General features: G+C 46.5%; 20 protein-coding genes. 9 read left to right on the forward strand and 11 right to left on the reverse strand.

Annotation, left to right across the window (positions count from 1 at the left end; genetic code table 11):
- Nucleotides 1-90: 90 nt before the first annotated feature.
- From D9Y29_RS06495 to D9Y29_RS06545, 11 genes are all read right to left on the reverse strand, one after another.
- Nucleotides 91-852: a zinc-dependent peptidase gene (locus D9Y29_RS06495; RefSeq protein WP_127126219.1), complete on the reverse strand. Its 762-nt coding sequence runs from the start codon at nucleotides 850-852 to the stop codon at nucleotides 91-93.
- Between the two features lie 70 nt (nucleotides 853-922).
- Nucleotides 923-1,645 (reverse strand): MBL fold metallo-hydrolase, encoded by a 723-nt coding sequence (locus D9Y29_RS06500; protein ID WP_127126221.1) that lies wholly within the window; start codon nucleotides 1,643-1,645, stop codon nucleotides 923-925.
- Nucleotides 1,646-1,719: 74 nt separating this feature from the next.
- Complete coding sequence (locus D9Y29_RS06505) at nucleotides 1,720-1,986, reverse strand: hypothetical protein (RefSeq protein ID WP_127126223.1); 267 nt, start codon at nucleotides 1,984-1,986, stop codon at nucleotides 1,720-1,722.
- Between the two features lie 211 nt (nucleotides 1,987-2,197).
- Nucleotides 2,198-3,850, reverse strand: a complete 1,653-nt coding sequence (locus D9Y29_RS06510; protein ID WP_127126225.1) for a dipeptidyl-peptidase 3 family protein — start codon at nucleotides 3,848-3,850, stop codon at nucleotides 2,198-2,200.
- Between the two features lie 56 nt (nucleotides 3,851-3,906).
- Nucleotides 3,907-4,698 (reverse strand): endonuclease/exonuclease/phosphatase family protein, encoded by a 792-nt coding sequence (locus D9Y29_RS06515; RefSeq protein WP_127126227.1) that lies wholly within the window; start codon nucleotides 4,696-4,698, stop codon nucleotides 3,907-3,909.
- A gap of 3 nt (nucleotides 4,699-4,701) precedes the next feature.
- Nucleotides 4,702-6,315 carry a hypothetical protein gene (locus D9Y29_RS06520; RefSeq protein WP_127126229.1) on the reverse strand — a complete coding sequence of 538 codons (1,614 nt, stop codon included), beginning with the start codon at nucleotides 6,313-6,315 and terminating at the stop codon, nucleotides 4,702-4,704.
- An 11-nt stretch (nucleotides 6,316-6,326) separates the two neighbouring features.
- Nucleotides 6,327-7,211 (reverse strand): endonuclease/exonuclease/phosphatase family protein, encoded by an 885-nt coding sequence (locus D9Y29_RS06525; protein ID WP_164735291.1) that lies wholly within the window; start codon nucleotides 7,209-7,211, stop codon nucleotides 6,327-6,329.
- Between the two features lie 18 nt (nucleotides 7,212-7,229).
- On the reverse strand, nucleotides 7,230-8,981 hold the full coding sequence (locus D9Y29_RS06530) for a RagB/SusD family nutrient uptake outer membrane protein (protein ID WP_127126233.1): 1,752 nt from the start codon (nucleotides 8,979-8,981) through the stop codon (nucleotides 7,230-7,232).
- Between the two features lie 31 nt (nucleotides 8,982-9,012).
- Nucleotides 9,013-12,195, reverse strand: coding sequence for a SusC/RagA family TonB-linked outer membrane protein (locus tag D9Y29_RS06535; protein ID WP_164735292.1), 3,183 nt, complete (start codon nucleotides 12,193-12,195; stop codon nucleotides 9,013-9,015).
- A gap of 137 nt (nucleotides 12,196-12,332) precedes the next feature.
- The gene (locus tag D9Y29_RS06540) at nucleotides 12,333-13,787 is read right to left on the reverse strand and encodes a FecR family protein (protein WP_127126237.1); all 1,455 of its coding nucleotides are present in this window, start codon (nucleotides 13,785-13,787) and stop codon (nucleotides 12,333-12,335) included.
- 46 nt (nucleotides 13,788-13,833) lie between these two features.
- On the reverse strand, nucleotides 13,834-14,376 hold the full coding sequence (locus D9Y29_RS06545) for an RNA polymerase sigma factor (protein WP_127126239.1): 543 nt from the start codon (nucleotides 14,374-14,376) through the stop codon (nucleotides 13,834-13,836).
- A 462-nt stretch (nucleotides 14,377-14,838) separates the two neighbouring features.
- Between D9Y29_RS06545 and D9Y29_RS06550 the strand changes: the two genes are divergently transcribed.
- The 9 genes from D9Y29_RS06550 to D9Y29_RS06590 all read left to right on the forward strand — a co-directional run bounded on the left by D9Y29_RS06550 (nucleotide 14,839) and on the right by D9Y29_RS06590 (nucleotide 22,697).
- Nucleotides 14,839-15,699: a hypothetical protein gene (locus D9Y29_RS06550; protein ID WP_127126241.1), complete on the forward strand. Its 861-nt coding sequence runs from the start codon at nucleotides 14,839-14,841 to the stop codon at nucleotides 15,697-15,699.
- 187 nt (nucleotides 15,700-15,886) lie between these two features.
- Nucleotides 15,887-16,225 carry a DUF2249 domain-containing protein gene (locus tag D9Y29_RS06555; protein WP_127126243.1) on the forward strand — a complete coding sequence of 113 codons (339 nt, stop codon included), beginning with the start codon at nucleotides 15,887-15,889 and terminating at the stop codon, nucleotides 16,223-16,225.
- Nucleotides 16,226-16,259: 34 nt separating this feature from the next.
- Nucleotides 16,260-17,096 carry a DUF2249 domain-containing protein gene (locus D9Y29_RS06560; protein ID WP_164735293.1) on the forward strand — a complete coding sequence of 279 codons (837 nt, stop codon included), beginning with the start codon at nucleotides 16,260-16,262 and terminating at the stop codon, nucleotides 17,094-17,096.
- A 24-nt stretch (nucleotides 17,097-17,120) separates the two neighbouring features.
- Nucleotides 17,121-18,389 (forward strand): hypothetical protein, encoded by a 1,269-nt coding sequence (locus D9Y29_RS06565; RefSeq protein ID WP_127126247.1) that lies wholly within the window; start codon nucleotides 17,121-17,123, stop codon nucleotides 18,387-18,389.
- Nucleotides 18,386-18,712 (forward strand): metal-sulfur cluster assembly factor, encoded by a 327-nt coding sequence (locus D9Y29_RS06570; protein WP_127126249.1) that lies wholly within the window; start codon nucleotides 18,386-18,388, stop codon nucleotides 18,710-18,712. The genes D9Y29_RS06565 and D9Y29_RS06570 overlap by 4 nt, the downstream gene beginning before the upstream one ends.
- 63 nt (nucleotides 18,713-18,775) lie before the next feature.
- Nucleotides 18,776-19,207: an RrF2 family transcriptional regulator gene (locus D9Y29_RS06575; RefSeq protein WP_127126251.1), complete on the forward strand. Its 432-nt coding sequence runs from the start codon at nucleotides 18,776-18,778 to the stop codon at nucleotides 19,205-19,207.
- Nucleotides 19,208-19,252: 45 nt separating this feature from the next.
- A complete protein-coding gene (locus tag D9Y29_RS06580; RefSeq protein ID WP_206513733.1) occupies nucleotides 19,253-21,412 on the forward strand; it encodes a cbb3-type cytochrome c oxidase subunit I in 2,160 nt (719 codons plus the stop codon).
- 17 nt (nucleotides 21,413-21,429) lie between these two features.
- Complete coding sequence (locus D9Y29_RS06585) at nucleotides 21,430-22,440, forward strand: cytochrome c (protein WP_127126253.1); 1,011 nt, start codon at nucleotides 21,430-21,432, stop codon at nucleotides 22,438-22,440.
- Nucleotides 22,440-22,697, forward strand: coding sequence for a hypothetical protein (locus D9Y29_RS06590; protein ID WP_127126255.1), 258 nt, complete (start codon nucleotides 22,440-22,442; stop codon nucleotides 22,695-22,697). Before D9Y29_RS06585 ends, D9Y29_RS06590 begins: the two co-directional genes overlap by 1 nt.
- The last annotated feature ends 1 nt before the right edge of the window (nucleotide 22,698 follow it).

Genomic DNA, 22,698 nt, shown 5'->3' on the forward strand with positions numbered 1-22,698 from the left:
TTCAATCGTTACAACAAGTGTAAGGAGAAAAGAAGAGAAGAAAAAGGGAATGGTCAACATTTTTTACGCAATCGTTCACGGAAACCCTGATCATTGCACAGCTTCCGCTGCCAGTTGCGCCTGTTTCCAATTCACGGGATCCTGGTTCAGCAGTTGCGCAATGGCCTGGAACAATGCCGGGTAGAATTCGCGTAACCTGGACGGTTTCTCGAAGAAGAACTCCACGCTCTCCGCCCAGCATTCGTGGATATTGGTAGTACCCTGCGGAGAATACAATGCCGCCGGATGATAAGGTTGCTCGATCACTTCCTGCTTCATGGCCCCATACACCATTCCGAAATTGTGTTTGAGCATATGATCATGTGCGTAATGTCCATATGCCAGCTCATATTCAAACGCATGCGCCATTTCGTGCAGGCCAACATTGTATCCGTCGTTCTCGCTGACGTAGCCTTTCAATACATGGTCCCAGGCAACATAGATACCCTGTCGGTTTACATGGCCCGCCCAGGGCGTGGTGCTGAGACCGTAAGTATAAGCGCCTTTGATGATGTAGATGTCTTCAAAGAATCCATAATTGTATTCCGGCAATCCGAATGTGAGTTGAACGGCGGCAGCGCTCACTAAAACCTCGACCTCTTCACTGCTTTCCATTTCGAGAAAATGGAAATTCTTCGATTTGCGGAAATAGTACACCCTTGCTGCGAATTTTTGCCCGGCTACGGCATCCAACCTTTTGTACCAGGGAAAATGATTATCGAGTATTTGTGAATAGAATTGGATAGCAGCATCACGTTTCTTCCGGAATGGCGCGAGCAGGCTGTTAATAAAGGGGATTGCGGTTAAGGGCATACGTGGTAAAGATAAGGCAAATAGATAGCTGGTGCAAGCACCGGAAGAGATGGCAATTTTCCTTCACCGATCAGAATTGCACCACCGGCGTTTTCATATCATGATAGAACAACACGAACCAATGTTCTGCGATGGCGCTCTTCTCCCATTGCAGTCGCAGCTCTTTAGCCTTTTTTCCATCGTAATCGGTTTTGTATGCGATAGGCATTTTCAGGTATGATTTCAGCGGCAGGTTATCTGCTCCATAGAAAGCTGTTTCACCATTGGCGCGTATCCGGAAGGATTGATGAAAAGGCGAATGCCCGCCGGTTACTTCGAAAGAGATCTCATCGGTGATCTGGCCTTTATCATCATTCATCCAAACGATATTCGGAAGGAGGTGCAGTTTTTCTAAAAGTGGAATATTGTAAGAAGGATTTTGATGTTGTTGCAATGCGAAATCCAGTTCGCGTTGTTGGATATAGATCTGTGCCGCTGGAAAGTTGCAGTGAAATGAATGTTCATTTACCTGCCCCAATCCATCGGCGTGATCTTTATGAAGATGGGATAGTAAAACTTTTGTGATCTGTTCCGGTTGAATATTTTCCTTTTGCAGGGATTGAAAGATTAATGGCTCCTGAAGATGGGAAAAATGAAGGCCGGTATCGAGGAGTATATGATCATTTTCCGTGACAACCAGGAATGGCTGAATGGCCATTTTGGAATATTCTATTTTATCGCCTTCTTTCAGTAAGGTAAATTCCTTTTTCTTGTTTACGGCATAATTCCCTTCTTTTATCGGAATGATCTTCATACTGTATTTTTTGCGCTGGAGCTAATATTGAACCGGCGCAGCAAAAATACCGCTATTAACGAAAATCAGCCAGATCACATTCCAAGGGTCCGCTGGTGATTATTCAACCCCAACATCAGGGCCTGTTGCAATTGTCTTACTTCCAGGTCGCCGATCGAATCTTCCATCAGGAACCTGCCGTCTTTCAGCGAAAGGATATTGTTCCCGAAAAGGAGACGTTCCAGGTCGCCATTCATGACGGTGATACGATAAAGTCCATTGGTACTTTTCTTCCAGATGTTGGCAATAGCCTTGTAGAACCTTTGTTTATAGTGGAATCCGAAAACTAACATATCTGTCATCACACATTGGATTAAGCGTTGATCAAATGGCAGATAGTTTGGGAGAATGATGGTATTGCTACCAATCAATGATAAAAGTATACTTTTTATTGGACTGGCAATGGAATACAGGGAAAATGTAATGAATCATTAACACAAATTAGAATCCGGCTGCTTTAGTATAAAAACAGCCGGATCCCAATAAAAATGATTTCTGTAATTGCTATTTCCTTTATTTCAATCCAAGCACTTTCACGCCTTGTTCAAAAGTGATGTCTACAGGGATACCTTTTTGTTGCAGCTTGTTCAGATCAGCTTGCAGATCGGGACGCACCACGGCTTTTTCTTTCATCAGTGTTTCCACTGCGGGTTTGTCGCCATTACCCTGTAAAGTCAGGATCAGGTTGCTGAGGCCATTCATCGCATCGCGGAATTTGACCATGTCCACTTTATAATGTCCGTCCTGTGTTTTTACAAAAGCGCCTTTTTCTTCAAAATAATTGAAGGCAAGCATATTGGCTTTTCCATGCGCCTCCCCTGCTCCGAAACGAACAGAACGAAGGATACCGGCCATGAATGTAGTGTAATAGTTTTCGATAGGTCCTGGCAGTTCGCCCATCTCAACCAGTTTGGTAACCATGTACAGTCCGAGAATATCAGCCTTGGCTTCTTCCAGCCAGGATCCTTGTTCCTGCAATGCAGAACGGACCGTTCCTTTTCCGTCAACAGTATTCTTGATACCGAGCCCATGTGCTACTTCATGGAACATTACATTGGAGAAGAAGGCATCAAACTGCACCTGCCCGAGCTGTGAAGGATCGATCAGGTCTTTTGCGATGGGCAACAGGATCTGGTCGAATTTGGCCTTCATCGCATTTTTGAGTTGCGAACGGCGTGTGCCTTTTGTTTTTTGCAACTCTTCGCTATTAGGAAGGTTCACTGCGATGGTCTTACCGCCGGAATTGCAATGCCCGGCATAGTAAATAACATCGTATGCGTTTAACTGTGAGGATGTGCCCGGAACTTCTTTTTTATATTTTTCATCCACCGGAAGTCCTTTCTGTAAAGCGGGCAACATCGCTACATACTTTTCCAGTTTTTTGCTCCACACTTTATCCTTTACGAGGATATACGCTTCATAGGCATTGCGGGAATTGTACAACTGGTCCTCATAATTTTCAATGGGCCCGATGATCACATCCAGGTTATTATCTTTCATATCCATCCAGGCAATATCACTGGCCTTGTAGTTATCGGTGATCAATGCTTCTGCGCGCAGCTCCAGGTATTTTTTGAGACCGGGCTCTTCCGCCAGTGCAGCAGCCTGTTTCAGCAGGTCAGAAGAACGTTTGAGCGGCTCCTGGTAAAATTGATGATAGGGAATGGCGACGAGTTTTCCGGCACTGTCGCGGCGGATCACGGAATACTCTCCATGTTTATCTTTCACATCTGATTTTTCCAGTTCGTCTTTGGTCATATCTGCCGGATAGAAACCAGCACCATGAGGCTTGGCGCCATAACCGGCGATGAAGGGAGTATCACTGTTGAGCTTATCCCAGGGACCATAATTGATGCGGGCAAATTCGCGACTGGCAGAATCTGCAATTGAATTCAGGAGACTGTCTTTATTGCCGTAAGATTGTTGCCAGTACAGGTTGTCCATGATATCGGCAGCCTGGATCAGCAAGGGGATCATTTGCTTTTCCTTTTCAGAGAGTGTGCTGAGGTCAGCGGTCAGCTTAACGGGTGCATAACCAGCGAGGCGTTGCGCCGCATATTGCTGGAGTGGATCTTTCGCTGCATTCTTTTCTTGTTCACCATTGTTGTTACAAGCTGCAATGGGCAGCAGGGAACCAATCAAAACAGATTTCAAAATGGACTGCATATCGTTATGGATTTGCTGTTAGGAAAGGGCCAAAAGTAAAGAATTCGGGACTAATACTATTGGAATTTCAGTTCAGCCCTAACCGGCAAATGGTCCGATCCATAGTTATGACTGCTCATTACACTATCCTGCACAAATGTTAAGCCTTTATAGAAAATGAAATCTATTTTCTTTTTGGGGTTGATCACTGGAATGGTGAAATCATTGGCAACACTGGCATTCCTGAACTGGTTTACCATAAGCTGCATGCCTTCCCTATCCAGTGTGGCGTTGAAATCACCACCAATTATTATTGGTAATGCCGGCTGGCTGTCCAGTATAGTCACCAGTTCCTTCATTTGAACAGGGTTCACGGATCTGGTAAAGTCTACATGCGTACACCCGAATAACAGCGGCTTTCCGTCAATATTCACTTTTGCGATCAATACTTTCCTGGGCTCGGACTTCAATCCTTCCACTTGCGGCAACGTATATGCGCTGATCTCCTGCAATGGATATTTCGATAAGATGCCGATGCCATATGCACCGCCTTCATATGGAATGGTGCTTTCAAAATGATAATGCATTTTGAGCTTTTCCGCCAGCACTTTCAACTGGTAAACACCATTGGTGCGCTTCGTGATACTGTCCAGTTCCTGAATGGCTACCAGGTCCGCGCCGGAACTCCTGATAGTGGCTGCAATGGTATCCAGGTCCACATACCCTTTTGGTTTCGTAGGTGGATTGCCGGTATGGATATTATAACTCAGTACTGTTATTGTATCGGAAGAAGCAGCCAGTTTCCGGGACTGGCTGCAACCCATCGCAAAGATGGAAAATAGAAAAAGGGGAAAAACAATTCTTATCATCGGTTATGGATAATTGAATAATGAAACAGGATTGAACCTGGCGCGCTGGTCTTCTTCCGGCACTTTGATATCAAGCCTCACAGTAGCATACTCGCCATTGATGGTATACTCTCTTACCACCACAATTCCAAAAACCTGGTTATTGGTGGGGTCCCATTGTCCCCAGCCAATGTAAAAGCCCTGTCCAACATTGAACACATTGTTGGTTCTCCTGTTGGTGGCATAGATATCGTAGCCTTCACCTCCATTTGCTTTGGGCGCCGCCACCTTGTTGGCTACATGCTCCTGCAATTGAGTATCCCACAATAAAGTATCAAATGAAGTGCTATTGGCGCTGGGTCTGTTGGAAGTCACCAGCGTATAGGCAGCTTTATCGAAGCCAACGAGGTAAGGCGCCAATGCAGTAGCATAAGCAGTTCCCGCGGTGAATACCCCTGGTGGCATGATATTGTTGCTGGTGGGCGTATATTTGAAGAACCCGATATCGATCATCTCATCATTAGGCGCTGCATCGGAAATGCTGAACACATGCGGCGCTCTCCAGGCAGCAAAGAAATTGTTCTTACCAGGTCCGATCTCCGTGGTCAATACCACATCACGGAACACCTTCAGCGGACTGTATATTTTTTCAACTACAAACTCGGTTTCTACAGTTTTTCCGCCGGCATTGGCTCCTTTGAGCCTGATAGCCTGTATATCTTTCTGTCCCATAAACTCAAAAGAGAAGGGAAATTCATCTGGTGTAACGCCTATGGGTAAACTGATTTCAGCTCCATATACCCCGCCTTCTTTAATGGCGTAAGAGAAGCTGGTAATATCCGTACCGGAAAAGATAGTTCCTTTTATTTCATTGTTCACCGTGGTATACAGTTTCGGAATATTGCTCTGGTTGTTCTCCAGCGCAATCAGAACGGCATCATCCTGTACGCTTCCAATAGTGAAAGTATCTTTTACGATGGCATCATTGATATTGGTGGTATGGATGATGATCCCATCCAGTTGCTTGCTTACATTCACATCAAATTCGAATGGAGCTTCGCGTTTATTGGTGAATGAAAGATTTTGAGGGTTGCCTGCAACACCATCCAGGATGGTCTGGTAAGTGATGGCCGTCAGATCGTATTCGGAAACAACAGTGCCTTCTATTTTCAGCTTCTTTCCTTCAAATACAGATTCCCTGTGGCTTACCTCATCTTTGAAACGGATCTTCTGAATACTGCGGATATCTTCTATTTTGACATGCACTTCGCTGTTGCCGTGATTGGTATCGAATGCGATGATCACCAGTTCCAGGAATTTATCGGTCACAAAAAATGAGATGGTTTCGTTGATATCCCGTGGAGCATCCGTTTTATCGAAGTATACAGGTGTACCGGAATTGGTGCCATTGGAGGTTTGGGTGATGAAATAATAAGCCAGCCGCTTGATCCCAACTGTTGAGTTCACTTTCACTTCGATGTTCACCTCCTCTCCTTCATTCAATGCTTCGATGTGTTTGAATTGCTCATCGATGGTGATCACGGGCGCCGTTTTCCCTTTTTCATCCATTTTTTTACAACCCGCTGCCATCAACACCAATAGCAGGAAGCAAACAGAATAATTAGAAATATATTTCATGAGCATATCTTTTATCTGTTAATTTTTAATTCGCTTACTACCGGCAAATGGTCAGAAGCATGGGTTTCGATCACTGCCTTGTGATTGTTCACGCTGAACTTTGCGGCAGGTTTATAGGCCAGGTAATCGATAATGCTGGTGGCATTGCTGGCCGGGAATGTATTTGGACAGCCGCCGGTGCAGGTTCTGGTAAATACGCCATCAAAAACCCCGAAGAAATCTGTAGCAGTGGGTTTCTCATTAAGATCGCCACCCATCACCAGCGGCAGGTTGATGGCATTGGCAACATTGGCTATTTCTCTCACCTGTAAGAGCCTGCTTGCATCACTATTGTGTTGCAGGTGTGTAACCATAGCCACTACGGAATCCTTTCCCGGAAGGTCTACCTGCGCCATGCCCACTACGCGCTGTTCTTCGCTGGCATTGCCTTTGGGCAATAATTGCTTTTTGATATTACTCAAAGGGTATTTGCTGAGAATGGCCGTTCCGTAAAATCCTGATCCCACATTGGTGGCGGAAAAGAAGCTGGCATTCATCTGTGTGAGGGCGCCGAGCTCCACGGACATATCTTTTGAATAATCATTCCTGCCCGTATTCTTGTCAACTTCCTGAAGGAAAACGATATCAGGTTGTTCGGCATTGATCACACGGGCAATGGCTTCGAGGTTCACCACACCGGGATTGGCAGGAGCCACGCCTGCATGGATATTATAGGTCATTATTTTGATGGTGGACATCAGGGGCTGATTGTCGTTATCCTTTCCGTACTCATTTGAATTGGTGATCAGCTCTACAAAGGTGGCGGGTTTATTGGGAAGGTAGGGTGATTTATTGCAACTTCCCTGCACTATCACCACCAGGATCGGAATAAATAGTTTTATTTTGATGAATCGCATATTGATCATAGTTAGTTGTTACCAGTTAGGGTTCTGTGTCAGTTTTTTGTTCAGTTCCAGGTCTTCTGCTGGCAGGGGCCAGAGATAATCCCTGTCTCCCCGGAAAGTTTTATTGATATTCCTGTTGGTGAAGATATAACCGCTGCCTGCATTGGTGAGTTCACTGCTGGCAATCTGGTAAGGGCCGGTAGCAGGTGGTTTGGCGCCATCATAGATCTCTACATCCATTTTTCCATCCCTGTTCAGGTCGTACAATCCTGCGCCGGGGAAATACATTCCGAGGAATGGCTTTGTCAGCAGGTGTCCTTCTTTCCAGCGCATGATATCATCCCACCTGAAATTGTTTTCCATCACCAGTTCGATGCGTCTTTCCCTCCTGATCTCCAGGATCAGTCCTTTCTGAGCGCCGCTTACCTCTTTGTACATGTTTTCGAGATAGGGATCCGGGTTGGCATTGGCCGTTGCTACATCCAGGTTGGGCATTCCAACCCTGTCTCTCAATTTTTTGATACTGATATTGATATCGCCCTGATCGATCGTGCCGAGTTCTGCTTTTGCTTCTGCATAATTCAGCAACACTTCGCCTGTGCGGAACAGTACCATATCCTGGTAAGATTGACTATTACCATCCATGGCAACGATATTCATCCATTTGATCGGTTGATAACCCGTCATGGTAGCTTCGAAATCGGGAGCAAGCTGTGTAGTTTGTCCAATGCGAGTATAGCCTGGTGTGCGAATGGTTTGCGCCAACCGGGGGTCTCTGTTCTGCACTTCATCATAGAACTGCAGGCTCTCATATCCTGGTTTGTCTGTGAAGCGAGAGCCGTCCGCCATCAGGTAACTGTTCACGAGGCTTTTTTCCAACCCTGGTTTGCCCTGCGTTCTGGCCGTCATGTAGAATTGGAGATTATGACGGAGCGCAAGTTCATTGGAATATCTTCGGGCCAGGATCACTTCTTCTGCCACGCCATCGGCTTTGATGGTAGCAAACAGGTCCTGGTATGGTTTTCCGGAAGGGCCTGTTGTTTTGTTGTAAACAGTGTAGCCGCTTTCATTGATGAAAGTGAGTGCAGCATCGGCAGCGAGGTTGAGGAAACGCTCCGCATCGGGGAGATTGAATTCTGTATGGTATTTACGCCAGGTTCCTTCATAGAGGGCGATCCTGGACTTCAGGGCAAGCGCTGTCCATTTGGTTACACGTTCAACACTCTTTGTAGCAGGCAGGTGCTGTATGGCGAAATCGAGATCTGCCATGATGGAGTCCATGATCAGTGTTCTTGGATCGCGGGGTTTCATGAGGTTATCCAAATCGATATTCTCAATTACCACACCATACCAGGGAACATCGCCATACCATTTCACTTTTTCAAAGTAAAAATTGGCGCGGAAAAATTTTGCCAGGCCGAAATAACGGTCACGAACAGCCGGATCTTTATAGTTGATGGCGCTGCTGTTGTTGAGAAGGAAATTGATGGCGCGGAGATCAGTCCAGCTCCACTTGCTGTCTGTAGTAGGAACGATCCTGGTTCCACTAACCTCTGCATTCACACTCGATTTCACGATATTGTCCACAGACTCTCCGTAGATAGCTGTAGCGTCCGGTAACTGTGGATAGAAACCATTGGTATAGGCAATGAATTCATTTTCGGTGCCAAAGAAATTTTGTGGCGCTACCTGGTCTGTTGGAAGCCTGTCCAGGAAACCTTTTGAACAACCAGCCAAAGCGGTGATGCCGGTACAAATGATAAGTGTATGACGAAGGTTCATTGTAATTGATTTTTAAGTAAGCATACCAGGGTTAAAGCGTAAGATCGATGCCGAACGATAATGTTTTGCTGAATGGATACACTCTGCCGTCTATCTGCGCCATGGCCTGTTCCGGATCGATGTATTTGGAACGGAGCTTTGTAATGGTGAAAAGGTTTTCACCGCTTACGAATATGCGGAGCCCCTGTATTCCTGCTCTCCTGCTAAGCCCCCTTGGAAGCGTATAACCTACCATGAGGTTTTTGAGGCGCAGATAGGCAAGATTCTGGATATACCGGTTATTGGTGGCGCGCAATTCATTGTTCGCATTCAATGCCACATAAGCCAGGAGGTTGGGGAAATAGGCATTGGGATTCTCTTTGCTGTACACATCATCATTGAAATCATGTGGAATGAAAGAGAAATACGGGCGGGAATAAGGTCCCCAGAAACGATCCGCATTGTTGCCGGGATACCAGTTCATTTTTCCTAAACCCTGGAATAGAAAACTAATATCGATATTATTCCAGCTGGCGTTGCCACCGAATGAATAAGAGTATCTTGGCGTGCTGTTGCCAACTACCCGCTGATCACCCGGATCGTAAATGGTGTTGGCGCCGGCACTGATCACATTGTCTTTATCCAGGTCCAGCCAGCGGAGATCACCTGCGCGAAGCGGGATATTGTTATCAGTGCGCACCCTGTTCAGGAACTTTTGGTCTACCGGATATGTTTTGGCTTCTGCATCGGTGAGGAAGAAACCGTCTGTGACGTATCCCCAGATCTCACCGATATTCTTTCCTTTGTAAAGGCTATAAGTGAGTGCGGTCGGGTTATTGATCTCTTTTACCCAGGATTGGTTATCACTGAGCGCTACCGTAAATCCATAGCTGAATGGCTTGCCCTGCAACCTGAAATTGTTACGATAATTTACTGCAAGCTCAAATCCTTTCGTTTCGATAGTGGCCACATTTTCAAGCGGCTGCGTAGCTCCATATACGTTAGGGATCTTAACACCTCCCGCCAGGATATCGTCTGTAATCCGGACATAGGTATCGAAACTTATGTTCAATTTATTCCTGAAGAGTGAAACATCTACGCCTCCATTATAAGTAGTGGCTGTTTCCCAGGTGAGCGAACCGGATACAGGATTAGCGGGGTTGTAGTAATTGGCCCGGATGCCATCCAGGATATAGGCGGCAGTACCCGAAGCCATACTGGAGACATAAGGATAGCGGCTATTCGTTTGCTGATTGCCGAGAGAACCTACAGATCCGCGTAATTTCATTTCACTTACGATATCCCTGAGTGGTTCAAAGAAATTTTCCTGGCTGATGCGCCAGGCCAGAGACATGGAGGGGAAGAAGCCCCAGCGGTCGTTCTTTGGAAAACGGGAAGATCCATCGTAACGTCCATTGGTTTCAATGATGTATTTGCCTTTATAGTCATAATTGAACCGGTAAAAGAAACCCATCAGCGCCAGTTCCGAAGAGCCGCCGCCAACGCGCATTTCACCGGTACCCAGCCTGAGATCGTTGAGGTCTTCGGTAGAAAGATTGTCGCGCTCTCCGCGCAGGTCTTTGTCCAGATGCAATTCCTGGTTATAGCCCACCAGCAGTTTTACGTGGTGGTCTTTCCGGAATGAGGTGGTGTAATCCGAGAACACATTGATCACATGCCGCTGGTTGAACTGCTGCGTTTCCTTGAGGGAATTGATGCTGTATTTTGGCGCCACTTCCACTACCCCCGGGTAAAGAGAATAGGTAGCGGGCGTTTGTCTGTACCAGTTAGGTTCATTGTATTGGTTGTAACTATAGTTGGCTGTGATATTCCAGTTCTTCAGTGGTGTGATCACAGCTTCGTTGATGGTAGTGATCTCGTATTTCCGGTCAACACCTTTCTGGTTGCCACTGATCAGCATGGCGAAAATACCATCACCAATATCATAGTTATTGAGACCTGTGCGGTAAGAGGCAGTCCCATCCGGGTTGATGGGCGCATAGGCAGGAGAAGCATGCACGTTCACATGCGTGAAGTTGGCAGAGCCACCACCTTCTCTTCCGGTATAGGCGTAAGAATTGGAGTAGAAGTTGGTATTGTTGGAAACACGGAGCCAGGGATTCAGTCTGGCATTGATCTTGGAGCGAAGCGTATATGCTTTGTATTTATCGGTATTCATTCGCATGATACCGTCCTTGGTTTTGAAATTACCATTGATCATGTAATTGATCTGGTCATTACCGCCACTGATGTTCACGTTGTGGTTCTGCGAGGGTTGCCATTTGGTGAACATGATATCCCACCAGTTGTAGTTACCGTAATAAACGTATTGATCTTTTCCATTGCGGTTTTGGATGGTAACCCAGGGGCGGGAAGGATCTTCAGTTGCATCATTGCGGCGGGCATACAATTCCTGGTAATCCCTTTCGGTATACCCGGAATAGCCACCTACATGCGCCAGTGCGGCATCATTGAGCTTCATCCATTCATAACCACTGGTCATGAAGCGGGTGCTGACGGTGGGTGTGGAGAATGCGAAGTTGTTATTATAGCGGATCAATGTTTTCCCTGCTTTTCCGCTTTTGGTTTTAACCAGTATCACGCCGAAAGCTCCGCGGGCGCCATAGATAGCCGCCACTGAAGCGTCTTTTAGTACAGTAACACTTTCGATCTCTTCCGGATTGAGTCTATCCAGCGTTCCGGGGATCCCATCGATGATCACCAGTGGTTCCTGGGTAACGGCGTTGGCTCCATTGATACTGGCAATACCACGGATGCTGAATGACCCCATTTGTCCGGGTGTTCCGCTTCCCACGCGGATATTCAGGTTAGGTATAACGCCCTGCAGCAATGAAGTGATATTTGTTGCCGGTCTGTCCCGGAAATCATCGCCTGCTACTTGTTGTACAGCGCCGCTCAGGTTCATTTTCTTTTGGGTGCCGTAACCCACCATTACTACTTCGTCCATATTACTGACAGATGCCAGCGCCATCCTTACCATTATGGAGTTGTTCTCACCAGCTTTGATAAGGAAATTATTTACCTCGTGCTGATCATAACCAACGAATGAAAACCTGAAATGGTAAGCTGATCCGGCTTTCAACTGGTTGAAGTTGAAAATCCCACTTTGATTGGTGCTGGTAGAATAACGGATGGTACTATCCAGCACCGTTATAGCCGTAACAGTCACGTTGGGCATCAGTTTACCGGTTTCATCCAGTACGGTTCCGGTCATGCGGGAGTTGGTCTGAGCCTGAAGCGCTGGTGATAGCAGTAAAACGCATAGTAAGCATGCCCCCATCTGCCGGAGACGAGCGAGTCCAACTTTCATAGTTGATTTGCTTTAATAAAGTATGATGAAAAATGTAAGCCTTATGGTAAGGCAGGGACTATCGTAAAATTCCTTCGTTTGTTTTTGATAAGCTTCAATCCATTCATATTGCAGATGATCTGCAATAGATCTTCGGCAGTCATATCACCAGGTATGGTTCCGGTAAAGAATAATTCTTTGATATCTTCCGGCGTATAACTGATCCGGATCTGTCCTGTTTTCTCCAATCTGTTGAAAACCTGCTCCAGTGGCACTTTCTGATAGGCAATACCTTCTGCTGTTTGTTTGATGGCATCTGCAGGAAGTACTGGCTTCTCTTGTACATTTTTCTCTGTTGCAGCAACCACAGCAGGTTTAGTTAGCGGTGCTTCATTTACTAACTGTACTGGTAACTTCACCGTAGAATCGGGAACTTTAGTTAGGGACGCATTCAGGGAAACCTGGTTGAGTTTATTTTTTGAAATATGGAACACACCATTCTTTTCCTCCACCTGCAGGCCGTTCATATTCCCGATAATGGTAAGGATATCGGCCAACTGATCTCCCTGCTCAAAATGACCGGTGAAAAGCATTTTGTTGAATACAGCGCCGTCGTATTGAATCCGGGTATCGAAAATATTTTGCAATCTTTCGAATGTTTCAACCAGGCCGGTTTTCTCGAATGAAAGGGATAAGTTCTGCTCCTTTTCTTTCACTACCGGAATTTTTCCTGGTTTGATTGCCAGCAATGATCTGTCCGGCATCTGATCCATCCTCGATACCTGCACGATCGACTTCGACAGATCAACCAGGCATTGTTCACCTGGCTGCAGGTAGGTATCCTGCATCACCAATCGTTTATCGGTAGCCCTGATCACTACTTTGCCCTCATAGAGTTTTACGTTGATAGCAGCAGCCGAAGCAAGACCATCGATTTTGAATTCAGTTCCTAACGCAGTGGTAGTGATGGCGCCGCTACGGACAATGAATGGCGCATCCGGATTTTTCGCTACTTTGAACCGGGCAGTTCCTTCCAATACAATCTGCCTGTTATGATTGAAATCCTTTGAATATACCAGCATGGATCTTCCGTATAGTTCGATAGTGGAACCATCTGTCATTTGCAACTCCCTGCTATTTGCAGAACTGTTGTACACTGTATCGAAGCGGGGGCCGTCCATCTTTTCAATATTGGCAACCGTGGTTGTTGATACCTTGCTTCGATCTTGTATAAAAAAGTAAGCTGCTGAAATTACCAGGAAAACGGATGCTGCAACTGCTGCAGTACGGACCATAGTAAGGATTCTCGCTTTTCTGACTGCGGCTATGATCCTGGTCCTCAGTTCCTGCTCGAGATCATCCGGTATGGATATTGAACCACTGCTCTCCCATTCTGATGCCGGCATCAATTGGTCCAACAGGCCCGGATCATCCGCCAGCATTTGCGTTGCCTGAGCTGCCTCTTCGGCATTGCATTGATTGTTCAGGAATTTTTTGACAAGTTCAATTCTATCCACAGAAATCTTGTATTACTGAGTAGTACGCAGGAGAATGGCCAATTCCCTACTGCATGAAAAATAAAATATAAAAAATGATGAATTGAGTGCCGGTAAGTGTTTTCCGGAGTTGGGTAAGTGCTTTCAATAACTGACTGTCAACCGTTTTTACGGAAATGCCCATAAATTCCGAGATCTCTTTATAGGAATAGCCATAAACGTGTTTCAGTTCAAAGATCTTTTTCCTTTTCTCGGGGAGGGTTTCAATAGCGGCTGCGATGGTTGATCTCAATTCAGTCTTTTGGTGGTCTGCCAGGTTGGTGGGAATATCAGCCGGGTCTACATCGAAATGCTGGCGGAAAGTGGCTTCCTTCTTGAGCCAGTCGATATACACCTGCCGTGCTTTTTGGAAGATTTGCTGATCCAGGCTGACGCTGTCGGAAATCTGGTGGCGATATTTCCACAATTTGAGGAATACATACTGAGTGAGGTCTTTTGCCAATTCCGGCTGCTCCGTTTTTTTCAGGAAATAGTGATATACTTTATGCTTCCAGGCATCAAATACATCTGCAAACGCTTTATGATTTCCATGTTTCAGAGCAATTAGCATAATGTGGACCTTTAATAATCCGCAAACCTATAGAGATAAAATCTTCCATCACCTGATATTTACTTTAAGAAATTATCAAGAAATGATGGGTTACATCATTGCAGGTTTGGTAGCAATCGTTTTGGGTTTGCAATTATTATTGTAAAATAATGAAAGGACTGGATTTATGAAAAAGAATTGTTACTCTTCCGTTCTATTCAAAGTGTAACTGAATTCTTTATCTCCAACCATAAAGTTTTTCTTCCTGTCCAAAAAGCCATAGGAATATTACTTATCTTTAAAAGACTGTAATAATTGAACCTGCGGTTTGTATCCAATCGTTCCGTTCCGTTCCCTCCCCTGTCAATTATTCCCTTCAATAATCCGGCACACTTCACTTTGGCTATACTTAGCTAACCAATCTTCTTATGATCTTTTCTGTACCTGACAGGACATTCATTTTTTTCACCATTAACCTTCAGTATGAAAAAGATTACGATCGTATGCCTGCTGGCAACAGCCAGCTTTATTTCAGCATGTCACAAAATCGATCTGCCTCACAAAAAGCGTTGTCAGATCAGCAGCATTGAAGACATTTATCACCCAAGCCCAATCACCACCACCGATCGCATCACGCGATATGCCTACAACAAACAAAGACTGCTCGATTCACTTACAGTGCAAACAAGCACAGGAACGCAGCCACCGCTCAACGTTAGAGTTACGTATAACAATCAGGGAAAACCGGTTGGGTTGACAGGCCCGGCTGGTACCTACAAACTCATCTACCAGAATGGACATGTGTCAAGAGTAGATCAATTGGATAATAATGGACAGTACCAACCACTCTATACCTTCGTGTATGATACGCAGGGTCGTATCACAGAACGGCAGGCAGCAACCAGTGCGCTGCGACTTGAATATGAAGGCACATCAAAAAATTTCAAACGCAGGTTGGATTTGCAGATCACGCGTCCGGGAGGACCATTGGAATTGTTCATGGCCTATGAATATAGTTATGACGATAAGGCAAACCCTATGCTCACCTGGCCCAATACATCACTGCTGCCCTTTTACTTCGATATCGTTGCAGGAACAGGCCGTCAGTTTGAACCTATTCCAGAAAACAACTGGACACGCCAGAATGTAACCTCCAGTTTCCGTGGAGCGCAGCTTCAATTCAGGGAATATCTGTACACTTATCAATATGATGATGTATACCCGGTCAAATATGATTTGCTGCTGTTAACCAGCAATCCTTTTATTTCAAGAGTTGATACCACCAGGGGCGTCACCCGCTTCTTCTACAACTGCGAAGGCAGGAATAATCATTCAAAGTTTTAAAGATTTGCATCAAAATAGTTCGAACGAAAAAACACCTTCATTTCTGATGATCTGAAGGTGTTTTGATTGTTATGGATTAAAAGCGCCTGCCATGATCGAAATAAATAAAAGACAATTTTGTCTTTTATTACCATTAATACGTAATTTTGCTTCGCATTCATAGCTCTTACATTTAAATACATACTCCATGGTAACCAAAGAAATCCTGGATGTTACTCAAATTGAACCCCGCTTCAAACATCCTACCATCTTCAAACATTTCGACGAACTGGAATCCGGCGAAAGCTTTATCATCGATAACGATCACGATCCCAAACCGCTTTACTATCAGTTAATGGGTGAACGTGGTAATATTTTCACCTGGGAGTACCTGCAACAGGGTCCCATGCGCTGGCAAGTGAAGATCGGCAAACACGCTACAGCCGAAAGCCCTGCAGATCTGCCGGAAAAAGAATTGCATAAAGCAGCTTTCTTCAAAGAAAAAGGCAATGACCTCAGTTGCGGTTGCGGAGACAACAGCCTCTGAGCCAGCTTCCAATTCATGTACACAATCAAATGATATGGACAGGAAGATCATCATACGCAGCAGCACCAAAATTGCTGAGCTGATCAAAGCAGACAAAACTGCGATCGATGCACTGGCGGCTGTGGCCAAACCCTTCCAGCGCCTGAGAAATCCGATCCTCAGAAAAGTGATGGCCCCCAGGGTCACTATCGCAGAAGCCGCACAGATAGGCGGTTGTAGTATCGAGGCGATCGCCCTTGCGCTGGAACCACTGGGCTTTCAATACGAAGGCGTATTCACCACCGGCAACACTATCCTCCCTAAACCAAAATGGTTACAGGATGCGGACGCCATTTCCATTACCCGGTTCGATGTTCGCCCCATCATCGAATCGGGTACTGATCCTTTGAAAGAGATCATGGCCAGGTTCAAAACCGTACCGCCAGGCGGCATTCTTTGCATCATCAACAGTTTTGTGCCTACTCCGCTAATCCACCTGCTGGAGCAGGGAAAAACGGAGGGTAGTTACGTGGAAACCATCAGCAGCAATGAATTCCATACCTGGTTCCTGAAAAAGAAAAAAGAGAACAGCCTTCCGGAAAGTCCCACGGACCAGGTGACGCTTCATGACCATGATTCTTTTTATACTGTGTACAACCGCTTCCCCGAAGAAAAGATCATCACTACAGATGTGCGGCATCTCGAAATGCCTTTGCCGATGCAAACCATCCTGGAAAAACTGGCTACAGTTCCCAAAGGCCATATGCTGTTTGTACACCACAAACGCATGCCGGTATACCTGCTGGAAGAGCTTGCCGGTAAGAACTATGAGATCCATGTATACAGGGAAGCGGAAGGAAATGTGAAAATGATATTCTTTGAGCGAACCTGAACATAAACCGCAGAACATTCTATTATGGCAGACATGAACATAGCCAAAGCCCCGCCCGGCTCTACAGTACTGCCCTTCTACGCCACAGCCGCCGTAGCTTTCAGCACCCTTTGTGTGCTGATGCTCCTGGGTATCGAAAGTCTCACCACGCACTATTTCAATCCGCACCTGCTGACCATCGTTCATACGGCGGCCCTGGGCTGGGGCACCATGATCATATTCGGATCTGCCCATCAACTCTTACCGGTAATCTGTGAGCAGGACCTGTACAGTCCCAGGCTGGCTTCCTTCTGTTGGTACACGCTTACTGCGGGCACCCTCCTGCTTGCATCTTCCTTCTGGAACTTCCGCACAGGCTGGAGAATGATCGGGGGCGGCTTACTGATCGTAATTGCTTCCATCGCGTTTTTTCTCAATGCAGCATTTACCAGCAGGCGCTGCATCCGGTATTCCACAACTCGCCTGTTCATATTGAGCTCTTCTGCATGGCTGGTGCTGACAGTAACAGTGGGATTATTGCTCGCCATCAACCTTCACCATCCCTTCTTCAGCAAGAACCACCTGGAGATCCTGAAACTACATGCACATGCAGGTCTGGGCGGATGGTTCCTTCAACTGATCGCTGGCGTGAGCAGCAAGCTGGTGCCCATGTTCCTGCTGGGAAAATCAACAAAGGGAAAATGGTTGAGGGCTGCTTTCTTTTTACAAAATGCCGGACTTATCCTCTTTCTCTGCGATGGCTATTTTTCCGGGATCGTAGCGGCACGGGTTATCGTATATGCCACACTGGTAGCCGCCGGCATAGCCTGCTGGATGATTTTCCTCTTCGATGCTTTTCAACATCGCGTGCGCAGGAAGATCGATACCCTGATGAAACATACATTCGTATCCTTCCTTTGTTTGGTAATGGCCCTGCTCACTCTACCACTGGTCCTCTTTGCAAAAGGTTATCATTTCACCATCCTGTATGGCGCTTTATTATTCATGGGATGGATCACAGGCATCATCCTGGGCAAGACCTTCAAAACATTGCCATTCATCGTTTGGAACAGTCAGTACAAATCGCTTTCCGGGAAAGCGAAGATCCCGCTTCCCAAACAACTCTACCGGGAATCCCTGGTCAAATATCAGTTCGTACTGTACATTACCGGTATCATTTCGCTGGCCGCAGGGGTACTGACGCAAAATATTTTCCTGCTGCGCTTCGCATCCATTGTTTGGGTATCGCTTTCCGCTATCTACCTGGTGAATGTTATGAAAGTATTGTTACATAAAAACAAAACTGTACCATGAATATTGAACTTTCGGATATACATGCTAGTGAAAAACTGCAGGCGCAGGAGGCCCTTTACCAGGTGATGGACCCCGAACTCTTTGTAAATGTGATCGACCTGGGACTGATCTACGATATCAATTTCGAAGATGATGTGGATATCATTGTTACGATGACGCTTTCAACACCTCATTGTCCAATGGGCGAAGCCATCACCATTGGCGTGCAGAATGCCCTTACCAAAGCCTTTCCCGGGAAACTGGTGAAGATCGATCTTACATTCGATCCGCCCTGGTCTTTCGAAATGATATCGGAAGAAGGCAGAGCGCAACTGGGAGTATGAATAAAAGAGGGATTTATCTCTTATCAGTTAATAAACATTATTTTTGCATGATAAGAATCAAAGATGTTTTCAAAAACTTGCGAATACGCCATCAGGGCCATGATCTTCATAGCGAAGCAATCGAAGGAAGGAGACAGGATCGGGATCAGGGATATTGCCGCGGGAATAGATTCCCCCGAGCATTTCATAGCAAAAATATTGCAGGAGCTCAGCAGGAAAGGATTGCTGCAATCTGCCAAAGGACCCAATGGTGGTTTTTATCTCAACAAAGCCTCCATGAAACAGTCCCTGGCCGATATCGTCCGGGCAGTGGACGGAGAAAATATCTTCCAGGGCTGCGGCCTCGGACTGAAACAATGCTCCGAAGCCTACCCCTGCCCCATTCACCACGAATTCAAGAGAATTCGCAAGCAATTGTTCGTCATGCTCGAAAAAGCCAAAGTAGGCACATTCACGGAAGACCTGGAAAATAAACTGGCCTTCCTGAAAAGATAATTTTTTTGAAATAATAAAAGATAAAAAGGTATTAATATCTTAATTATGAAAGCTATCATTGTCATGCGCAGGATCTCATTCATCGTTGTTTTCTCTACGGGATCCAATCTCCTGTGGGCGCAGGGAATGAAACCATCCGGCTTCTCCTTCAGTTCGCCTGCCGGTCTGTGCCTGTTCATCGTTGCAGGATTACTGCTACTGCTCTGGGCTGTGATCATGCTGAGATCCAAAGTGATCAACCTGAAAAATGGCTACAGGAAACAACGGGGATCCCGGTCACACCTGCAGGAGCATCTTGACAAACTCAACAGCCGTCAGTTGGAAAGGCTGATGAAACTGAAAAGAAAAGAAGGACCAGGCCATGATGGTAAACAACATTCAGCTTTTTCCCTCTTCCTGATTGTTCTTCTGCTATCCGGATCAGCAACCTATGCACAGCAGCCACTGAAAGAAGCCGGCAGCTCGCTGATGAACCAGGGAGGCATCATTCTTACCATTATCCTGGTAATGATCCCCCTGCTCCTGGCAATCGTACTCCTCATAGTAAAGATCAACAACCTGCTGGGAGACCAGCGAAAAAGGCAGGGAGAAGAGGAAGCCGCAGCGCTGGCAGACGATCTTGAAGCCATGCCTGGCGCCGACGCGATACCGGCTTTGGAAAAAAGAAGAGCAGCACTGGATTATTCACTTACCCATCATGAATTGTCAGGCATCATTCCAGCTGAAGACCGGAAAGGATTATTGATGCTGAACGGTGAGCCGGGCCTGCCCATTGTAGCCACGAAGAAAAAAGCCCTGCCCCGTCCCAATATCGATCCTGCTCTTTCCAAACTGGTGCTTTGGTACCTGGGCACAGCCTGCTTCTGGTTGGTGTTCGGCACCACAGTAGGTGAATACGTAGGCATCAAATTCGTAGCGCCGGATGCAGATCATATCAGTTGGCTCAGTTTCGGAAGATTAAGACCAGTTCATACCAATGCCGTGTTCTGGGGTTGGGCTTCACTCGCCATGCTGGGCCTCGGTTATTACATAGTGCCGCGTGTCAGTAATACCAAACTGGCCAGTATCAGGATGGGCTGGTATGCGCTGGCGCTGATCAATATTTCGGTAGTTGCAGGAACAATCTGCCTGATGGCAGGCATCAACAACGGAGGTGGCGAGTATCGTGAATATGTATGGCCGGTGATGTTGTTGTTTGCGATCGGACTGGTGATGAGCCTCATGAATTATATCAGAACCATTGCTTCGCGCACTACTACAGAAATTTATATTTCCAACTGGTACATGGTTTCGGCCGTGATCTTTACCATTGTCATTTCCCTGGCCGCCTATATTCCATCCTGGCAAAACGGACTGGGAGAAACCATCATCCAGGGTTATTACATGCACCAGGGAGTAGGCATGTGGTTTATGCTTTTCACGCTGGGCATTGTGTATTATTTCCTGCCACAACAACTGAACAAGCCGATCTATTCCTATAGCCTGGGCATCCTGGCATTCTGGACACAGATACTTTTTTATACTTTGATCGGCACGCACCATTTCGTGTTTAGCGCCATTCCATGGTGGTTGCAAACAGTGGCTATTGTAGGGAGCGCCGGTATGGCCATTCCCGTTATAGCAGGCACTACCAATTTCCTGATGACCTTCAAAGGCGCCTGGCACAAAGTGAGGGATAGTTATACACTTCCTTTCTTTCTGGTTGGGATCATTTTCTATTTTACAGGCTCCATGCAGGGAACGGCCGAAGCTTTTCGTTTCACTAACCTTATATGGCATTTCACAGATTTCACGGTAGCCCACTCGCACCTGACCATGTATGGTATTGTCAGCTTCTTCCTCTGGGCCTGCACATATGCAGTGGTGCCAAGGCTGACCGGCAAGGAAGCGCCACAGATCATGGTGGGTGCACATTTCTGGCTGGCCCTTATCGGGCTGATGTTCTATACGATACCCTTGATGTATGGCGGCACCATGAAAGGCCTGATGTGGCTGAATGGAAAACCATTCATAGAAACTGTCAGCCTGATGGCCCCCTATTGGTTATGGCGCGCGATCGGTGGCAGCCTCATGTGGCTTTCACACCTGTTCTTCGCTTATAACATGTACAAGATGATCGCAGGCAGACAGTCCGTGGATGTAAGAGAGATCGCCATTCAGAAAATGGAAGAAAAAAATGCTTCCGCATCAACAATCATTGCTTAATCCTGTCAATTGCAATAATGGAATTCTTCGACAATCATAAAAAACTGTTCACGGCCGCAGCGCTGTTGTTCATTGGCTTGACGACACTTGTAGCTATCTTACCAGCAATCCGGAACCAGCAAAACAACAAACCCCTGCCTGGCGCAACAGTACTGAGTAACGATGCGGCCAAAGGCAAAGCCCTGTATATTGCCAATGGCTGTGTGGCCTGTCATACGCAACAGGTGCGTAATGTGGAAATGGATAAGCACTGGGGAAGCAGGCCCAGCCTGGCTGCAGACTATGCAGGCATCGCCCGCACCGATCTCTGGCGCAATACCGCTACCCTGATGGGAACGGAAAGGACCGGGCCCGACCTCACGGATATCGGCAACCGACAACCCAGTCGCGACTGGAACCTTGTCCACCTTTATAATCCGCGTACCGTGGTAAAAGAATCGGTGATGCCTGCCTATCCCTGGCTATTCACCACCAAACAGGAACCTGATACGGGAGATGTGATCGTTAACGTACCGGCAGCTTTCAGGAACAATCAGGATGGTAAGATCGTAGCCACCAAAGATGCGCTCTACCTGGTAGCTTATTTGCAATCGCTCAAACAACAAAAGCTGCCGGAAGCCACTGCCCCGCCTGAATTCCTCTATAAGCGCGAAGCGAAAAAAACTTCCGGCAACGAAGGGGAAAAATCATCCCTCCCCGATGGCAAAGCGTTGTATGTAGCCAATTGCCAAACCTGCCACCAGGAAAATGGAGAAGGTTTGCCGGGCGCCTTCCCGCCGCTGAAAGGAAGCAAAATAGTGACCGGCGACAATCTCGAACTGTATGTAGATATCATCATGAATGGCTATGACGCCAGGCCCGAATACGGTGTGATGGCTGCTGTTGGCGCCAATATGGGTTTTACCGAAAAGGAAGTGGCGGCCATCATCAATTACGAACGAAGCAACTGGGGCAACAATGCCAAACAGGTCACCCCTGAAGAGATCAAAAAGCTACTCGATTTTATCAAACTCAAATCTGGCAACTGATGAAAAAATCATTCTTCATGGCAGGTCTTCTCTTTTTATCTGGCTGGTCGCTGGCCTGCGATGTTTGTGAAAGACAACAACCAGCCCTCCTGAAAGGTATCACACACGGAGCAGGTGCAGAAAGCCGCTGGGACTACCTGATCGTATCACTGGTGATGGCGATTGTGGCATTCACACTCTATTTTTCCATCAAATGGCTGGTCCGTCCGGGTGAAAGATCCGTACAGCATATCAAACGAAAGATCTTAAACTACTAAT

The sequence above is a fragment of the Pseudoflavitalea rhizosphaerae genome (assembly GCF_003991355.1).
GTDB classification, from domain to species: Bacteria; Bacteroidota; Bacteroidia; order Chitinophagales; family Chitinophagaceae; genus Pseudobacter; species Pseudobacter rhizosphaerae.